Genomic DNA, 15878 nt, shown 5'->3' with positions numbered 1-15878 from the left:
AAATGGGATTTTTCGGAACTAGTAAAGACATGGGAATAGATTTAGGAACAGCTAATACGCTTGTATTTGTAAAAGGTAAGGGCGTAGTTCTTAGAGAGCCATCAGTTGTAGCAATAAACAGCACAACAAGAAAACCACTTGCAGTAGGTACAGAGGCTAAGATGATGATAGGTAGAACACCAGGAAACATTGTTGCTATAAGACCTTTAAGAGATGGAGTAATCGCAGATTTTGATGTTGCTCACACAATGATAAAATCATTAATAGAAAAAGCAGCAAGCAAGAGCGCATTCAAAGCACCAAGAATAATCGTTTGTTATCCTTCAGGAGTTACAGAAGTAGAAAAGAGAGCTATTGAAGAAGCAACAAAACTTGCAGGAGCAAGAGAAGTTATATTAATGGAAGAACCAATGGCTGCAGCAATTGGAGCAGGACTTCCAGTTAGTGAACCAACAGGAAGCATGATAGTAGATATCGGAGGCGGTACTACAGAAGTTGCTATAATTTCACTTGGTGGAATAGTTACAAGCAGATCACTTAGAGTTGCTGGTGACGAATTAGATCAATCAATCATTGCATACATTAAGAAAGAATTTAACTTAATGATCGGTGAAAGAACAGCTGAACAAGTTAAGATGGAAATCGGATCAGCTTATAAGGTTGACGAAGAAGTTAAAGAAATGGAAATCAAGGGAAGAGACTTAGTTACTGGATTACCAAAAGTAATCGAAGTATCAGAAGTTCAAATAAGAGAGGCTTTAAAAGAGCCAGTATATGCAATAATCGAGTCAATAAAAACTACGCTAGAAAAAACACCACCAGAGTTAGCAGCTGACATAATGGAAAAAGGAATAATGTTAGCAGGTGGAGGAGCAATGCTAAAAGGATTAGATGTTTTAATTATGAAAGAAACAAATATGCCTGTACATATTGCTGAATCACCACTAGATTGTGTTGTTCTAGGAGCAGGAAAAGCACTAGAAGATTTTGACAGAATAAGCAAGGAAGATAGATAAGAGCATGAAGCGTCTTAAGAACAAACTGGCAGTTACTATAATAGTGCTGTCAGTTGCATTTTTAGGATTAATTGTTCTGACTTTTAAGAATCCGGACAAAAATATGGTGGAAAGTGGTGCAGGAGTTGCTTTAAACCCGATACAAAAAATTGCGTATACTGTAAATACAAATCTTAAAAGTTTTGTGGACTTATGCTTAAATTTCTCAACTGTTAAAGAGGAGAATAAAAGTTTAAGTGAAGAGAATGCAAACCTAAAAAAAGAATTACTTGAATATTCAGATTTAAAAACACAAAATGATGAATTAAGAAAAGTTTTAAAATTCCAAGATTCAAGAAAAGACTATAACTATGTTGCTACTAATATTATTGGATATAGTGGTGGAAACATATTAGATGGATACATTGTAGATAAAGGTGAAAATGATGGAATCAAAAGAGGAATGATAGTAATAGCATCAGAGGGACTTGTTGGTCAAGTAACTAATGTTGGTTCAAATTGGGCTATTATTCAAAGTATACTAAATGAAAATGTTGCTGTAGGAGTAAAAGTAGAGAGTACTAAAGAAAATACAGGAATATTAAAGGGATACAGAGATAATGGTGGATCATCAATTTGTGAAGTTGAAAATCTTCCTATGGATTCTAATATAAAAGAAGGCGATACTATCGTTACATCAGGTCTTGGACAAATTTATCCAAAAGACATAATGGTAGGTAAAGTTAAATCAGTACAAGAAGACAAAGTTAAAGTAATGAAAAGTGCGGTTGTAGAGCCGGCAGTTGACTTTAATAAATTAGAAAGTTTATTTATTGTAGTACCAAAAGATACACGCGATATTAAGTATGATTAAGAGGTGATAAGATGAAGAAGGTTATACTAGTTTTAATATCAATAGTTTTATTGATACTAGATAATTCCGTAATGCCATTTTTAAGTATACATGGAGCCTTTCCAAGCTTATTATTCACCTTTGCAGTTTTATATTCATTAATTAATGGAGCAGAAGATGCAGTATTTATTGGAGTAGTTAGTGGATTACTACAAGATATTTTTTTCTCAGGGGGCATGGGGATTAATGCTTTAACTAATATGGTAATTTGTTTATTAGCAGCATACGTAGGAAATGGAGTATTTAAGAAGAGAAAATTAATACCTATTTCAACTGTGTTTGGAGCTACTATTATAAAGCACATAATAGTATTTTGTATATTCTACGTATTAAATTACAAAGTCGGAATAGGTAATATACTTATAATTGCAATTTATAATACAATTGTAGCATTCATATCATACAAATACGTACTAATGCTTTCAAATACTGAAAGTGCAAACAGTAAGTGGAGGTTTAAATGATAGTTAACAAACCGAAAAATAAAAAGAAAAAGCTTTCTAGATATACAGTTCTTTATATTGTAATGTTTTGTATATTTGCATTAATATCAGTTAAGTTAGTGTATCTTCAAATATATAAACATGACGATTATAAAGATAGAGCAAATGAGAATGCAACTAGATTCGTTGCAGAAAAAGCTCCTAGAGGAGAGATATTAGATAAGAATGGAAATGTATTAGCAACAAACAAGCAAACTTATACATTAACATATACAACTACAGATGAAGCAGAAAAGAACTTTTACCCTACAATGACAAAGCTGTTTAAAATTCTTAAAGATAATGGTGAAACTGTTCAAGATGACCTATTATTAAAGATTGATGATAAGGGAGAGTTGTATTTTGCATATAAGAATTCATCTCCAGATGATCAACAATTTGAAAAGATAAGATTTTTAAGAGATAGAGGGATGAATGATAAAATAGAAAGTGATTTATTTGGGCCAGAGAAAAAGGACTTAACAGATAGTCAAATTTCACAGGTTGATAAGAAATTACTTGAGATAACACCAGAACAAGCCTTTGAATATTTAGTTAAATCTTATTCATTAATTGGGTTAGTTGATCCAAAACCAACTAAAGATCAGCAAAAAGCTTATAGTGATATGGATGGCAAAGAATTAACAGATTTAATACTTAAAAAGTATTCAAAAAAAGAAATAAGAGATTACATGGTTGTTAAAGATGCAATTAAAATGCAAAGTTTTAAAGGATATAGATCAGTAACAATTACAAGTAATTTAAATAAAGATACTGCTTTTATAGTATATCAAAAACTAAATGAATTACCAGGAGTTAATGTGGATCTTCAACCGGTAAGAAGTTATCCATATAAAACATTAGGATCATCTGTTTTAGGATATGTTGGTCAAATTGATAGTTCTTTAGAATCAGATTACAAATTAAGAGGGTATGATGCATCAACAGATCTTATCGGTAAATCAGGTATAGAGTCTGCCTTTGAAGATGAACTTAAAGGTGTTAAAGGTGGAAAGACTATTAAAGTTAACTCAAAAGGTCAAGAGACAGAAGAGTTATTCAAACTTGAATCTTACCCAGGAAATACTGTTAACTTAACAATAGATAAGAATGTTCAATATGCAATGCAAAAATCACTTGAAGATACAATAAATAATATAAGAACTACAGGTTCAGATAGTGAAGGTCAAACTTTCCCTAATGCAACAAGAGGAGCAGCTGTTGCTGTTAATGTTAATACTGGGGAAATAATTGGTCTTGCAAGTTATCCGGATTTTGATCCTAATATATTTGCAATACCAGGACAGCTTACTAAAGCTCAAACTGAGCAATATTTCGCACCAGATCTTGAAAAGTTCGGTAAAGAAGTTATTAAGAAAACAGGTGCTAAAAAGTCACTTGATGAATTATTCCCTAAAGATAAAAATGGTTACAGAACAGATCCTTACGATTTATATCCAAAGCCATTTTATAATTATGCAACACTTGGTACATTACCACCAGGTTCTATATTTAAACCAGTTACAGCACTAGCTGGGCTTGAAGAAGGGGTAATAACACCAACAGATACAATAAATGATACAGGTAAGTTTAATGTCCATCCTGAAACTTTTGGTAAAGGATTCGGACCAGTTTGTTGGATTTATCCAGGTGCTCACGGACCAGTTACTGTAGAAAAAGCACTTCAAGTATCATGTAACTTCTTCTTCTATGAAACTGCATATAGACTTTACGAAAAAGAAGGAGCTAATATAAATGCATTAGATGCTATTGCTGAATATGCATGGAAATTAGGTCTTGGAGTTGATCCAAAGAGTAAAGCAAATCCTTCAACAGGAATTGAGATAGAAGAAAATACAACAGGTCAAACATATAATTTTGATTCAGTTAAAAAAAGTACAATAGGTCTTGCTAATTTTGAAATTGCAGATTTTTTAGAAAAAGAAGATTCTAAAGGATCAGCTAAGGCTACTTACTTAGGTTATTATAACTTTGTTCCATTTGATTTCACACGTAATGATGATGATTCAGAAAAAGTTAAAGCTTTAAAAGTAGACTTAAAAGAAAAGATAAAAGAAAGATTCGAAATTGTTGGAACAGGAAAGCCTGCAATAAATCAAGATGCTTTTGCGTTAAGCATTTTACCAGATGTAAAAGGAATAATGCAAAACTCTGATATATATAAAGGTAATGTAAAGAAATTTGAATCTAAATATAATAAAACTGTAAATGTAGATGAACAAGCGTCACTTGTTTCAAATGCTATAGCAAGATACGTTGTAAGTGATAAGTCAGCAGAAATGACATCACCAGCGCAGCTTGTATATGCAGCTATCGGTCAAGGTATAAATAACTATACTCCACTTCAACTTTTATCATACATTTCAACTATTGCAAATGGTGGAACAAGATATTCACTACACTTAGTTGACAGTGTAACAGATACTCAAGGGAAGATAGTTGAAGAATTTAAACCTAAAGTGCTTGAAAAGATGAATATTAAGAAGTCAACATTAGATGCAATTAAAGAAGGTATGAGAAGAGCTAATGATGAAGATGGTGGTACAGCTTCAGCAGTATTTAGTACATTCCCAATTCCGACAGCAGGTAAAACAGGTACAGCTGATTACTCAAATACTCAAAGAGATTACGGTAGATCTCCATATGCAACATATGTGAGTTTTGCACCAGTTGATAAACCTGAAATTGCATTTATAGGAGTTATATATGATGGTGGCCATGGTGCCTTTACAGCACCAGTTGCAAAAGCAACATATGAAGCTTATTTTAAGGATGAACTTTTAAAGAAAAATCCAAATTACGCAAGTACTTCAGATAGTTTTAGAAAGTATGTTTTAGGGGCTCCGAAAGATAACTCAGCAGAAAGTCAAAAGAAACAACAAGAAGAAGATAAAAAGAAGGCTGATGAAAAGAAAGCCAACGATAAGAAAAAAGCTGACGAAAAAGCAAAAGATAATAAAAATTCATCAAATAATCAATAATATACAAACTTTAAATTGTATATGTGAAGCAGCATGAAGTATTGATATACTCTATGCTGCTTTAATTTTTAAATATGAAGTAAAACTACAAATACTTACATATTAATGATATAATAATAGAGGAATTTATTGTGTTTTGTAGAATAATGTTATAGTGACAAAAATTGGTGGAGGGAACCAATGATGGATGAGAGAATAATTATAAAAGGAAATAAAAGTGGTATAATTGCAGAGATAAATATGCATAAGTTTAGTGATTTTAAAGAAATGCTAGAACTTTTGATATCTAAACTTGCAAAAGGAAAGCGCTTTTATAGAAGGTCAACCTTAACTATAAAAACGAGTTTAAACTTAATAAGTGAAAAAGATCTAATACATCTAAGAGAAGTATTAATTGATGAAATAGACATAAATGATGTCATACTACAAGATGACAATGTTATAGAAAAAGAACAAAAGATTTTCTCAGGTGTATATGAGGGAAGAACAAAATTTTTGAGAAAGACAGTAAGAGGTGGGCAAAGTATAAATTATAATGGGAATATCGTTATAATAGGAGATGTAAATAGTGGTGCTGAAGTAAGAGCAGCAGGAAATATTATAGTGCTTGGATGCATTAAAGGGAATGTTAGTGCAGGAGCAAATGGAAACATTAAAGCTATAATTGCGGCATTTAATCTTCAACCAGAAATTTTAAAGATTTCGAATATAGTAACGTTGTCACCAGATGATTCAGAAAAGCCAGAGTATCCAGAGGTCGCAAAAGTGAAAGATGGAGCGATAATAGTAGAGCCGTACTTACCGAATAAATATATTTATTAAAGCATGGAGGGATTGTTAAATGGGAGTATCTATTGTAATAACATCAGGAAAAGGTGGTGTAGGTAAAACTACAACAACGGCAAATATCGGTACTGCATTAGCTGCACTAGGGAAGAGAGTAGTAGTTGTTGATGGAGATACAGGACTTAGAAATTTAGACGTATTAATGGGGCTTGAAAATAGAATAGTTTATACTATTGTTGATGCAATAGAAGGAAGATGTAGATTAAAGCAAGCTTTAATCAAAGATAAGAGATTCCCAAATCTTTGTCTTCTTCCAACAGCACAGACAAAGGATAAAGATGATATAAGCGCTCAAGATATGTTAAAGCTTGTGAAAGAATTAAAAGAACAGTTTGACTATGTTTTAATAGATTCTCCAGCAGGTATAGAACAAGGATTTGAAAATTCAGTAATAGGAGCTGACAGAGCTATAGTTGTAGTAAATCCAGAAATAACATCAGTTAGAGATGCTGATAGAGTTATTGGAAAGCTTGACGCTAAAGGTCTTGAAGATCATGCGGTTATTGTAAATAGATTAAATCACGAGATGACTCAAAGAGGGGACATGCTTGATGTAAGTGATATTATAGAAACTTTATCAATTGAATTAATAGGTGTTGTTCCAGATGATAGAGATATTACTATTTCAACAAACAAGGGAGAGCCTATAGTTTTAGAAGAGGGTGCAAGAGCTGGAAAAGCTTTTAGAAATATAGCAAAGAGAATAACAGGTGAAAAAGTGCCTATGATGGATCTTAGCGAAGAACCACAAGGAATATTTGGATCTATAATGAAGTTATTCAAGCGTAAGTAGGGGGTATTTGAGATGGGGTTCTTTAGTAGTTTTACAAATAGTAAACCTAAGCCAAAAGATGTTGCTAAAGATAGATTAAGATTAATACTTATTCATGACAGAGGAGATCTTCCGGCTGAAACATTAGAGAAAATAAGAATGGAAATATTAGAGGTTATTTCAAAGTATGTAGAAATAGAAGCAGAAGATGTTGAATTATCAGTAAGCAAGAGTGAAATTGAAGAAGGCCCAGGGGCATCATCATTAGTTGCTAGTATTCCGATAAAGAACATTAAGGGACAATAAATTTTACATTTAATTTAAAAGATTAGAAGTAGGGATGTTTAAATACATCTCTTTTTTTATATTATTAAAATTTTATTATTTTTTTTCTCATGGGAAGTTTTAATATAGAGAATAAGGGAATTATAAGATATAATATAAAAATACGAGTTTTTCAGGAGGTGAAAGATTTTGTTAAGAGGTAACTCAATGTTTGACAGACAAAGTACTTATAACAAATACAAGTTAGACTTTAAAAAAGTTAGAGACATAGATAAGCTATTATTGTTATCTACGGTAGGGTTAGTATTATTTGGAGTATTAAATATATATCTTGCAACAAAGGGAGAAGACTTTGCAATGAAACAATTAGTGTGGTTTGCTGTTTCTCTTGTAGCGCTTTATATATTTATGGCCATAGATTATAGAGTTTTATATGCATATGTGCCACTATTTTATTGGAGTGGTGTATTTCTTCTTGTATTAACGAGATTTGTAGGTTCAGTTAGAGGTGGAGCTAAAGGATGGATAACCTTTGGACCAGTATCACTTCAACCAGCGGAACTTGCTAAAATTGGTATGATTTTAATGCTTGCAAAGAAGCTTGAAGAAATGGATTTAGAAATTAACAACTTGAAAAATTTCTTTACCCTTGTATTTTATGCAGCGGTGCCGGTTATATTTATAATAGTTCAACCAGACATGGGAATGACAATGGTATCATTCTTTATAGTTCTTGGTATATTTTATGTAGCAGGATTAGATGGAAAGATAATTGGTGGAGGACTACTCGCACTTGTTGTTGGAATAATGATAGTATGGAATTCAGGTCTTATTCAAGATTATCAAAAGGGTAGAATAACATCATTTATGAATCCAGAAGCGAATATGTCAGGTTCAGGATACCATTTAAGTCAATCTCTTATAGCTATAGGGTCTGGAGGTATCATCGGTAATACATCAACGTTAACTAATGATACTAGCACTGGATATGCAGCGCAGCATGTTCCAGAAGTACAAACAGACTTTATATTTGCAGCAATTGCAGAACAATTTGGTTTACTTGGAGTAATATTCTTATTATTTATGTACGGATTACTAATTAGTAGGATGATAACAATAGCACGGACTTCTAAGGATATATTTGGTTCAATTATATGTGTTGGATTAATATCATATTTCTTATTTGCATTGTTACAAAATATCGGAATGACAATAGGTCTAGTTCCAATTACAGGTATTACATTGCCACTTATAAGTTATGGAGGTAGTTCTCTATTAACTACAATAATGTCAATTGGATTAATACTTAATGTTGGAATGAGAAGAAAGAAAATAAGATTCTAAATTATAAAAAAAGAGCTATCTCAAAATTTTGAGATAGCTCTTTTATGTTAAATTAAAGTTCTCATAAAATATGCATCCACCTAATATAAATATAGTAGTAAAAAAACAAGGAGATAATAAGGATGGGGAGTTATAGAAGAGAATATGAGAATTATTACAATGGATTAATTAATAATAATGATAATAAGAAATCAAGTGTTAAAAATGAGAGATCGGGAGGAGGATATAATAGAAATTATAACGGGAGAAGAAATAATAAAAAACCAAATGGATATGTATCAATATTAGTAGTTCAAACTACAGGGGCATTACTATTATTATTAATTATTATGGGACTAAAGTATGCACCTTATAAAGATATTAATAATGTTTATGCAGCATTTAAAGAAATAAGTGGTGAAGAGACATTTGATGCTAGTGGCTTAACTATAGAAAATATAAAAAATATTGATATAGTTGAGACCTTTAATAATTTTAAAGAGGAAATTAAAAATAGTAAAGATGAATCTACTAAGAAGGATGAAAAATTACTAAATCCAATAATAGGTGATGTTAAAGAAATTGAAGATGGTGTAACTATAAGTACTAAGGAGGAAAAGGACGTATTTTCAGTCTTTGAGGGTGAAGTAAAGGAAGTCAAAAAGGATGACAGTGGCAATAAAGTTATAATAGATCATAAAGATGGAACAGAAAGTTATTATAGCAAAATTAATAATCTAACAGTGAAGATTGGGGATAAAGTAGAAAAAGGTGAATGTATAGGTAAAAATAGTAAGGTTAAAGATGGAAGTTATGAATTAGATTTTAAAATAAGCTTTATGGGAAAATTTAAGAATCCTAAAGACTATGTTGATTTTAAATGAAAATAAAAGGAGAGGTAAAACAATAATTCGAGGTTTTTATAATGGGTAAGTCTTATAAATTAATAGTTATAGAATTGATGTTATTAATACTTGCAATAAGTTTTGAAAGTGAAATATTTATAGGCATTATATCAATAATATTGCATGAATTTACACATATTTTCATCGGAAACAAATTTGGATGTAGATTATATAATGTTAAGATTGGAGTAACTGGTGCAAGAGCAGAGCTTACAGATTTAGATGAGCTTTCAGATAATGAAAAACTTATATTGTACTTAAGTGGACCTTTAATGAACTTGTTTTTAGGGGTTATACTTTATGGATTATACAAAATAACAAATATAAATATATTAAACATAGCATTTGTTGCAAATATAGGACTTTGTATATTTAATCTCCTTCCAGCGTATCCTTTAGATGGTTCTAGAATTTTAGAAATAATACTATCTAAATATAATTCTTACAGGAAAAGCAAAAAAATAGTAGAGAATATAAGCTTTTTTATAGCAGGTATTTTATTAGTATTGTTTTTTATATCGATATTATTACATAACGTGAATATTAGTTTAATGTTAATTGGAGGACTTGTAATATATTCAACTATTCTAGAAAAAAAATTTACAATGTATATTGTTATGGGAGATATGATAAAGAAGAGGCGAAGACTTGTAAAATATGATTTTATAGAAAATAAAACAGTATCTATTTTTTATAAAAATGAATTGCTAAATGTAATGCGATTAGTTGATAAAAGTAAATTTAACGTATTTTATATATTAGATGAGGAACTTAAAGTTTTAAAAATAATTTCAGAAGACGAACTTTTAGAAGCACTTAAAGACTATGGAAATATAACTTTAGAAGAATATATAAAATTAAATAAATAATTATTTAAAGCAGGATTAAATAAACACTATCCTGCTTTTTTTAATCCATTTAAATGTAGTAGAACAAACTTTTAATTTATGCTAGAATATAGGAATGTGTATAGAAGGTTAGATATAGCCCTATATATAGACTAAAGTTTAGGAGGATGTAATTTAATGAATAAAATTTCAGATAGCATCTTATGTAGAGTTGAGAAACCAGCTAGATATGTTGGGGGAGAGCTTAACCAAATAATTAAAGACCCAAAAGAAGTAGATATTAGATTTGCTTTTTGTTTTCCAGATGTTTATGAAGTAGGAATGTCCCATTTAGGAACAAGAATACTTTATCATACTATAAATAATAGACAAGATACATATTGCGAAAGAGTATTTGCACCATGGCCAGATATGGAAGTTCAAATGAGAATGAACAATGTACCTTTATATGCCTTAGAAACTAAGGATTCAATAAAAGACTTTAATATGTTAGGGTTCACTCTTCAATACGAGATGAGTTACACTAATATTTTAAATATGCTTGATATGGCTGGAGTTACTTTAAGAGCATCAGAAAGAGGGGAAGATGAGCCAATAGTTATGGCTGGTGGACCTTGTGCTTATAATCCAGAACCATTATACGATATAGTAGATTTCTTTGAACTTGGAGAGGGAGAAGAAATGATGAATGATGTACTTGATGTTTATAAGAAGTATATCGGTCAAAAGGGTAAGAAGAAAGATTTCTTAAGAGAAATATCAAAAATAAGAGGTATATATGTTCCTTCATTATATGATGTTACTTATAATGAAGACGGAACTATAAAAGAATTTAAACCAAAGTACGATGATGTGCCAAAGGTTGTAAGAAAAAGAATTGTTGCAGACTTTGATAAGGTAGACTTCCCAATAGAAGATATGATAGTACCTTATACAGAAGTTGTTCACGATAGAATAGTTCTTGAAACATCAAGAGGATGTACTAATGGATGTAGATTCTGTCAAGCTGGTATGATTTATAGACCAGTTAGAGAGAAGACAAGAGAAACATTAGTAGAGCAAGCAAGAGGTTTAGTTAAATCAACAGGTTATGAAGAAATATCTTTAGCGTCATTAAGTATATGTGATTATTCAGATATTACAAACCTTACACATGATTTACTAAAAGAACATGAAGAAAATAAAGTTGGGATAGCGCTTCCTTCAATAAGAATTGATGCTTTCTCAGTTGATTTAATAAAAGAAATTCAAAAAGTTAGAAAAACTGGTTTAACATTTGCACCAGAAGCTGGATCTCAAAGAATGAGAGACATAATAAACAAAGGTTTAACAGAAGAAAAAATCCTTGAAGCTTCTAAGAGCGCATTTGAAGCTGGTTGGAGTACTATAAAACTTTACTTTATGATAGGTCTTCCTTACGAAAATATAGAGGACTGTGCAGAAATCGGTGAGCTTGCAAACAAAATAGCAACTGAATACTATGAAGTTCCAAAGGAAGTTAGAAAGAAAGGTCTTAGAATTACTGTAAGTACTTCAATATTAGTACCAAAGGCATTTACTCCATTCCAATGGGCTCCGATGGAAAGAATGGAAGTTGTAACAGAAAAGATTCAGGCAGTTAAACAATCAATAAAATCAAGAAGCATAGTTTATAACTATCATGCACAAAAGACTTCATATATGGAAGCTGTATTTGCAAGAGGAGATAGAAGACTTTGTGATGTTTTAATAAGAGCATTTGAAAAAGGATGTAAATTTGATGGATGGTCAGAATACTTTAATTTCTGGGCATGGCAAGAAGCTTTCAAAGATTGTAATGTAGATGGAGATTTCTATACTTACAGAGAAAGAAGCTACGATGAAATACTTCCTTGGGATTTCATTGATATAGGAGTAAATAGAGACTACTTAGTTAGAGAAAATGAAAAAGCTAAGAATGAGGAACTTACTCAAAACTGTAGAAAAGGATGTACAGGTTGCGGTATAAACGTAAACTTTAAAGAAGGAGAGTGTTTTAAGGGTGCGATATCTAATTAAATTTACTAAAGAAGCTAATATAAAATTTATATCTCATTTAGATTTAATGAGAACAATCCAAAAAGTTATAAGAAGATCAGGTCTTCCAATTGAATACTCAAAAGGATTCAATCCTCATATGACACTTTCACTAGCACAACCGCTTTCAGTTGGAGTGTATTCAAGTGGTGAATATTTAGATCTTGTTTTAACAGAAGAGAGAGATCCAGAAGAGATTATAAATAAATTAAACGAGCGTACAGCAAGTGGTATAAAGTTCTTAAATGCAACAGGAATAGAAATTATTCAAAATGTTAAGAGATTACCTCAAGCTATGGCTCTTGTTGATGCATCAAGATATACAATTAAAATACAATATAATGATGTTTCAAAATTTGAAGAAGAAATGAAAGCATTTTTAGATAAAGAAGAATGGATAATGCTTAAAAAGAGTAAAAAAGGTCAAAAGGAAGCTGATATAAAGCCTTTAGTTCATGAAATGAAATATTGGATACAAGATAATGAAGTTGTATTTAATATATTAATAAGCTCAGGAAGTAGAGTGCACTTATCACCAGACCTTTTTGTTAAAGCTATAAAAGATAATACAACTAACTATAATGAAGAGGAATTTGTTACGATAAAGAGAGAAGAAATGTATTTAAGCAAAGAGGATACATTTGTACCCCTTTATAAATGTGTATAGGAAGTGTGTATTTAAATGAGAGAAATTTTTATTGAAAGAAGAGATAAATCTTTAAGAATTGCAGTTAAGAATAATAATGAATTAGAAGAATGTTTCATTGAAGAAAAGAGTGAGGAACCAACTACTGGAGAAATATACAAAGGTAGAGTTAAAAATATAGTTCCTGCTATTAATTCATTATTTATAGACTTAGGCCTTCAAAAAGAAGGGTATATGTACTTTAGTGAAGAACTTAAAAAGACTAACATTAAAAAAGGTGATGACCTTTTAGTTGAAGTATTAAAAGAACCTTTAAATGAAAAAGGTGCAAAAGTTACTAATAAGTACAATATACCAGGTAAATACTTAGTATTTACTCATGGAGAAACAGCTATAACATTTTCAAAAAGAATAACTGACGAAGTAAAGAAAAAGCTTATAGAAGCAGAACTTGAAGAAGTTAGCGGAGTAAATATAGTTGTAAGAACTGAAGGTGTTAATGTTCCTATCGAATTACTTAAAAATGAAAGAGAAAAGCTTAAAGAAGCATATGAAGAAATGAATAGAAAGCTTCTTTATAGTACAGAATTAAGTAAGGTATACGGAGACGATATCTCTTTAAATAAAGTTTTAAAAGATAATATAACAAAAGGAAATCTTAAAATATATGTAGATAACATTAATGATTATGACTTTGTTTCATCATGTATAGATGGAGAAGAGAATGTTAATGTTGTAATATATGAAGGTCTTCGTACATTGTTTGATTATTATAATATTGAGAAAGAGATACTTAAGCTAAGACATAATAAAGTTAAACTAAGCTGTGGTGGAGATATTGTAATTGAGAAAACAGAAGCTATGTACGTAATTGATGTTAATAGTGGAAAGAATACTAAAGGAAGAACTCTTGAGAAGACAATACTTCAAACAAACATAGAAGCTGCTAAAGAAGTTTCTAAACAGATAATGCTTAGAAATTTAAGCGGAATAATTGTAATTGACTTTATTGATATGAGAGATAAAAGTCATAGATTTGAAGTTATGAAAGCTTTAAAAGAATCACTTAGAAGTGATAAAGGTAATAGTAAGATATATCCATTTACTGAACTTGATTTAATTCAAATTACTAGAAAGCGTAGAGGAAAGAGCATTTATGATTCAATTGAAGAAAAGTGCTCACTATGTAAAGGTAGTGGAAATATACTTAAGTTATCTTATATAGAAGATTTAATAAAGAATGATATATTAAGATCAGTTGAAGATAATACAATTGAAAGTTTTTATATAGAACTAGATAGTATATATAGAGAAAGAGTTAAAGGAGATTTATTTAACTTCCTAAAAAATATTGGAGGCTTAGATAAAGAAATATTCTTGAATTACTTAGATGGTATTGATGGATATAAAATTGAACCTTTAATTTTTAAAAATCAAAAAGACAACTTAGAAAGCTACAGAGTTAAGAACATTGAAAAATATTAATCTAATTTCTTTACAAAAAATGTAGTATATGATAAGATAGTTTAGTAAACCGCTCACGATAGGGTTTTTTTGAGTATAAACAGAATTTTTATTTTGTACCCGTAGTGGCGAGACCGTTATGAGGAGGTGTTTTTAATGTACGCAGTAGTATTAACTGGAGGAAAGCAATACAGAGTTCAAGAGGGAGACGTTTTATTCGTTGAAAAACTTGACGCAGCTGTTGAATCACAAGTTGAATTAACAGAAGTATTAGCTGTTTCAAACGGAGAAACTTTAACAGTTGGAAAGCCAATGGTTGAAGGAGCTAAAGTTGTTGCTAAAGTAGTAGCACAAGGAAAAGCTAAGAAGGTAACAGTATTCAAGTATAAGGCAAAGAAGGACTACAGAAGAAAAGCTGGTCACAGACAACCTTACACAAAATTAGTTATCGAAAAGATCGAAGCATAATCTATGATTTTTGCAAAGATTAATTTTAAAAAAGATACGATATTAGGATTCGTCATTGACAGTCACGCAATGCCAGAAGACAGAGATTTTAATAATGATGTCTTACTAGTAGGTGAAGCTTTTGATATGGTTTGTAACTCAGTTTCAGTCCTATCACAAAGTGTTCTTATAGGTATTGATGAAGTTTTAAAACTTAATTGTACATATGAGATTGGAGACGGATATCTTAAGCTAGATTTATCTGATTTTTCAGAAGAAGATTTAGTAGCATCACAGGTTTTACTTAAAACCTTCGAGAAGAGTTTAGAAAGTGTTATTTCTAGCTTGGATCAAATGTTTGGATATAATAAACGTAGAGAATATATAAAATTAGTGAAAGAGGAGGTGTATTGACATGATGATAATTAACCTTCAATTATTTGCCCACAAAAAAGGTATGGGTAGTACAAAGAATGGTAGAGATTCTGAGTCAAAGAGACTAGGTGTTAAATCAGCAGACGGAGAATTCGTTTTAGCTGGAAACATCATAGTAAGACAAAGAGGAACTAAAATCCACCCAGGCAACAACGTTGGAAGAGGTAAGGATGATACTCTATTTGCTAAAATTGATGGAGTTGTTAAGTTCGAAAGAGTAGGAAAAGACAAGAAGAAAGTTTCTGTTTATCCTGTAATGGTTGAAGAAATAGCTGAATAGTTATTAGATAAAGCATAAAGAGCACCCATGTTTATGGGTGCTTTTTAAATGTAAAAAATTAAAGATTTCCTTAATAACGGCATTTGTAATGTTTTTATTCTTTAATTATAATATCTTTGTGTTATAATGAAGAAAATATTTTCTAAATATATCGGTTTAATATTCATAGAAATGGAATAA

General features: G+C 30.6%; 16 protein-coding genes. All 16 read left to right on the top strand.

Annotated features, from left to right (window positions below):
- Positions 1-2 precede the first annotated feature (2 nt).
- The gene (locus tag RSF37_RS05365) at positions 3-1016 is read left to right on the top strand and encodes a rod shape-determining protein (RefSeq protein WP_332563369.1); all 1014 of its coding nucleotides are present in this window, start codon (positions 3-5) and stop codon (positions 1014-1016) included.
- 4 nt (positions 1017-1020) lie between these two features.
- Entirely contained in the window at positions 1021-1869 is an 849-nt protein-coding gene (gene mreC / locus RSF37_RS05360) for a rod shape-determining protein MreC (RefSeq protein WP_332563368.1), read from the top strand.
- An 11-nt stretch (positions 1870-1880) separates the two neighbouring features.
- On the top strand, positions 1881-2372 hold the full coding sequence (gene mreD, locus RSF37_RS05355) for a rod shape-determining protein MreD (protein ID WP_332563367.1): 492 nt from the start codon (positions 1881-1883) through the stop codon (positions 2370-2372).
- Positions 2369-5392 (top strand): penicillin-binding transpeptidase domain-containing protein, encoded by a 3024-nt coding sequence (locus RSF37_RS05350; protein ID WP_332563366.1) that lies wholly within the window; start codon positions 2369-2371, stop codon positions 5390-5392. The genes mreD and RSF37_RS05350 overlap by 4 nt, the downstream gene beginning before the upstream one ends.
- 180 nt (positions 5393-5572) lie before the next feature.
- Complete coding sequence (gene minC / locus RSF37_RS05345) at positions 5573-6214, top strand: septum site-determining protein MinC (protein WP_332563365.1); 642 nt, start codon at positions 5573-5575, stop codon at positions 6212-6214.
- 19 nt (positions 6215-6233) lie between these two features.
- Positions 6234-7031 (top strand): septum site-determining protein MinD, encoded by a 798-nt coding sequence (minD, locus tag RSF37_RS05340; RefSeq protein WP_332563364.1) that lies wholly within the window; start codon positions 6234-6236, stop codon positions 7029-7031.
- Positions 7032-7043: 12 nt separating this feature from the next.
- Positions 7044-7316 carry a cell division topological specificity factor MinE gene (gene minE, locus RSF37_RS05335; RefSeq protein ID WP_045723971.1) on the top strand — a complete coding sequence of 91 codons (273 nt, stop codon included), beginning with the start codon at positions 7044-7046 and terminating at the stop codon, positions 7314-7316.
- A 186-nt stretch (positions 7317-7502) separates the two neighbouring features.
- Positions 7503-8639, top strand: a complete 1137-nt coding sequence (gene rodA, locus RSF37_RS05330; protein WP_332563401.1) for a rod shape-determining protein RodA — start codon at positions 7503-7505, stop codon at positions 8637-8639.
- Between the two features lie 122 nt (positions 8640-8761).
- On the top strand, positions 8762-9502 hold the full coding sequence (locus RSF37_RS05325; protein ID WP_332563363.1) for a M23 family metallopeptidase: 741 nt from the start codon (positions 8762-8764) through the stop codon (positions 9500-9502).
- A 41-nt stretch (positions 9503-9543) separates the two neighbouring features.
- Entirely contained in the window at positions 9544-10392 is an 849-nt protein-coding gene (locus RSF37_RS05320) for a site-2 protease family protein (protein ID WP_332563362.1), read from the top strand.
- A gap of 156 nt (positions 10393-10548) precedes the next feature.
- Positions 10549-12408, top strand: a complete 1860-nt coding sequence (locus RSF37_RS05315; RefSeq protein WP_332563361.1) for a TIGR03960 family B12-binding radical SAM protein — start codon at positions 10549-10551, stop codon at positions 12406-12408.
- Positions 12392-13093 carry a TIGR03936 family radical SAM-associated protein gene (locus tag RSF37_RS05310; RefSeq protein ID WP_332563360.1) on the top strand — a complete coding sequence of 234 codons (702 nt, stop codon included), beginning with the start codon at positions 12392-12394 and terminating at the stop codon, positions 13091-13093. Before RSF37_RS05315 ends, RSF37_RS05310 begins: the two co-directional genes overlap by 17 nt.
- 15 nt (positions 13094-13108) lie before the next feature.
- Complete coding sequence (locus tag RSF37_RS05305) at positions 13109-14557, top strand: Rne/Rng family ribonuclease (RefSeq protein ID WP_332563359.1); 1449 nt, start codon at positions 13109-13111, stop codon at positions 14555-14557.
- Between the two features lie 135 nt (positions 14558-14692).
- Positions 14693-15004 carry a 50S ribosomal protein L21 gene (gene rplU, locus RSF37_RS05300; RefSeq protein ID WP_039313679.1) on the top strand — a complete coding sequence of 104 codons (312 nt, stop codon included), beginning with the start codon at positions 14693-14695 and terminating at the stop codon, positions 15002-15004.
- 3 nt (positions 15005-15007) lie between these two features.
- Positions 15008-15397 (top strand): ribosomal-processing cysteine protease Prp, encoded by a 390-nt coding sequence (locus RSF37_RS05295; RefSeq protein ID WP_332563358.1) that lies wholly within the window; start codon positions 15008-15010, stop codon positions 15395-15397.
- A 1-nt stretch (position 15398) separates the two neighbouring features.
- Positions 15399-15698 (top strand): 50S ribosomal protein L27, encoded by a 300-nt coding sequence (gene rpmA / locus RSF37_RS05290; protein WP_332563357.1) that lies wholly within the window; start codon positions 15399-15401, stop codon positions 15696-15698.
- Positions 15699-15878: the final 180 nt, after the last annotated feature.

It is taken from the genome of Clostridium sp. (genome assembly GCF_036643715.1).
Classification (GTDB): domain Bacteria; phylum Bacillota; class Clostridia; order Clostridiales; family Clostridiaceae; genus Clostridium.
The sequence above is the reverse complement of the archived record's forward strand: the minus strand, read 5'-3'. Positions and strand labels throughout refer to the sequence as shown.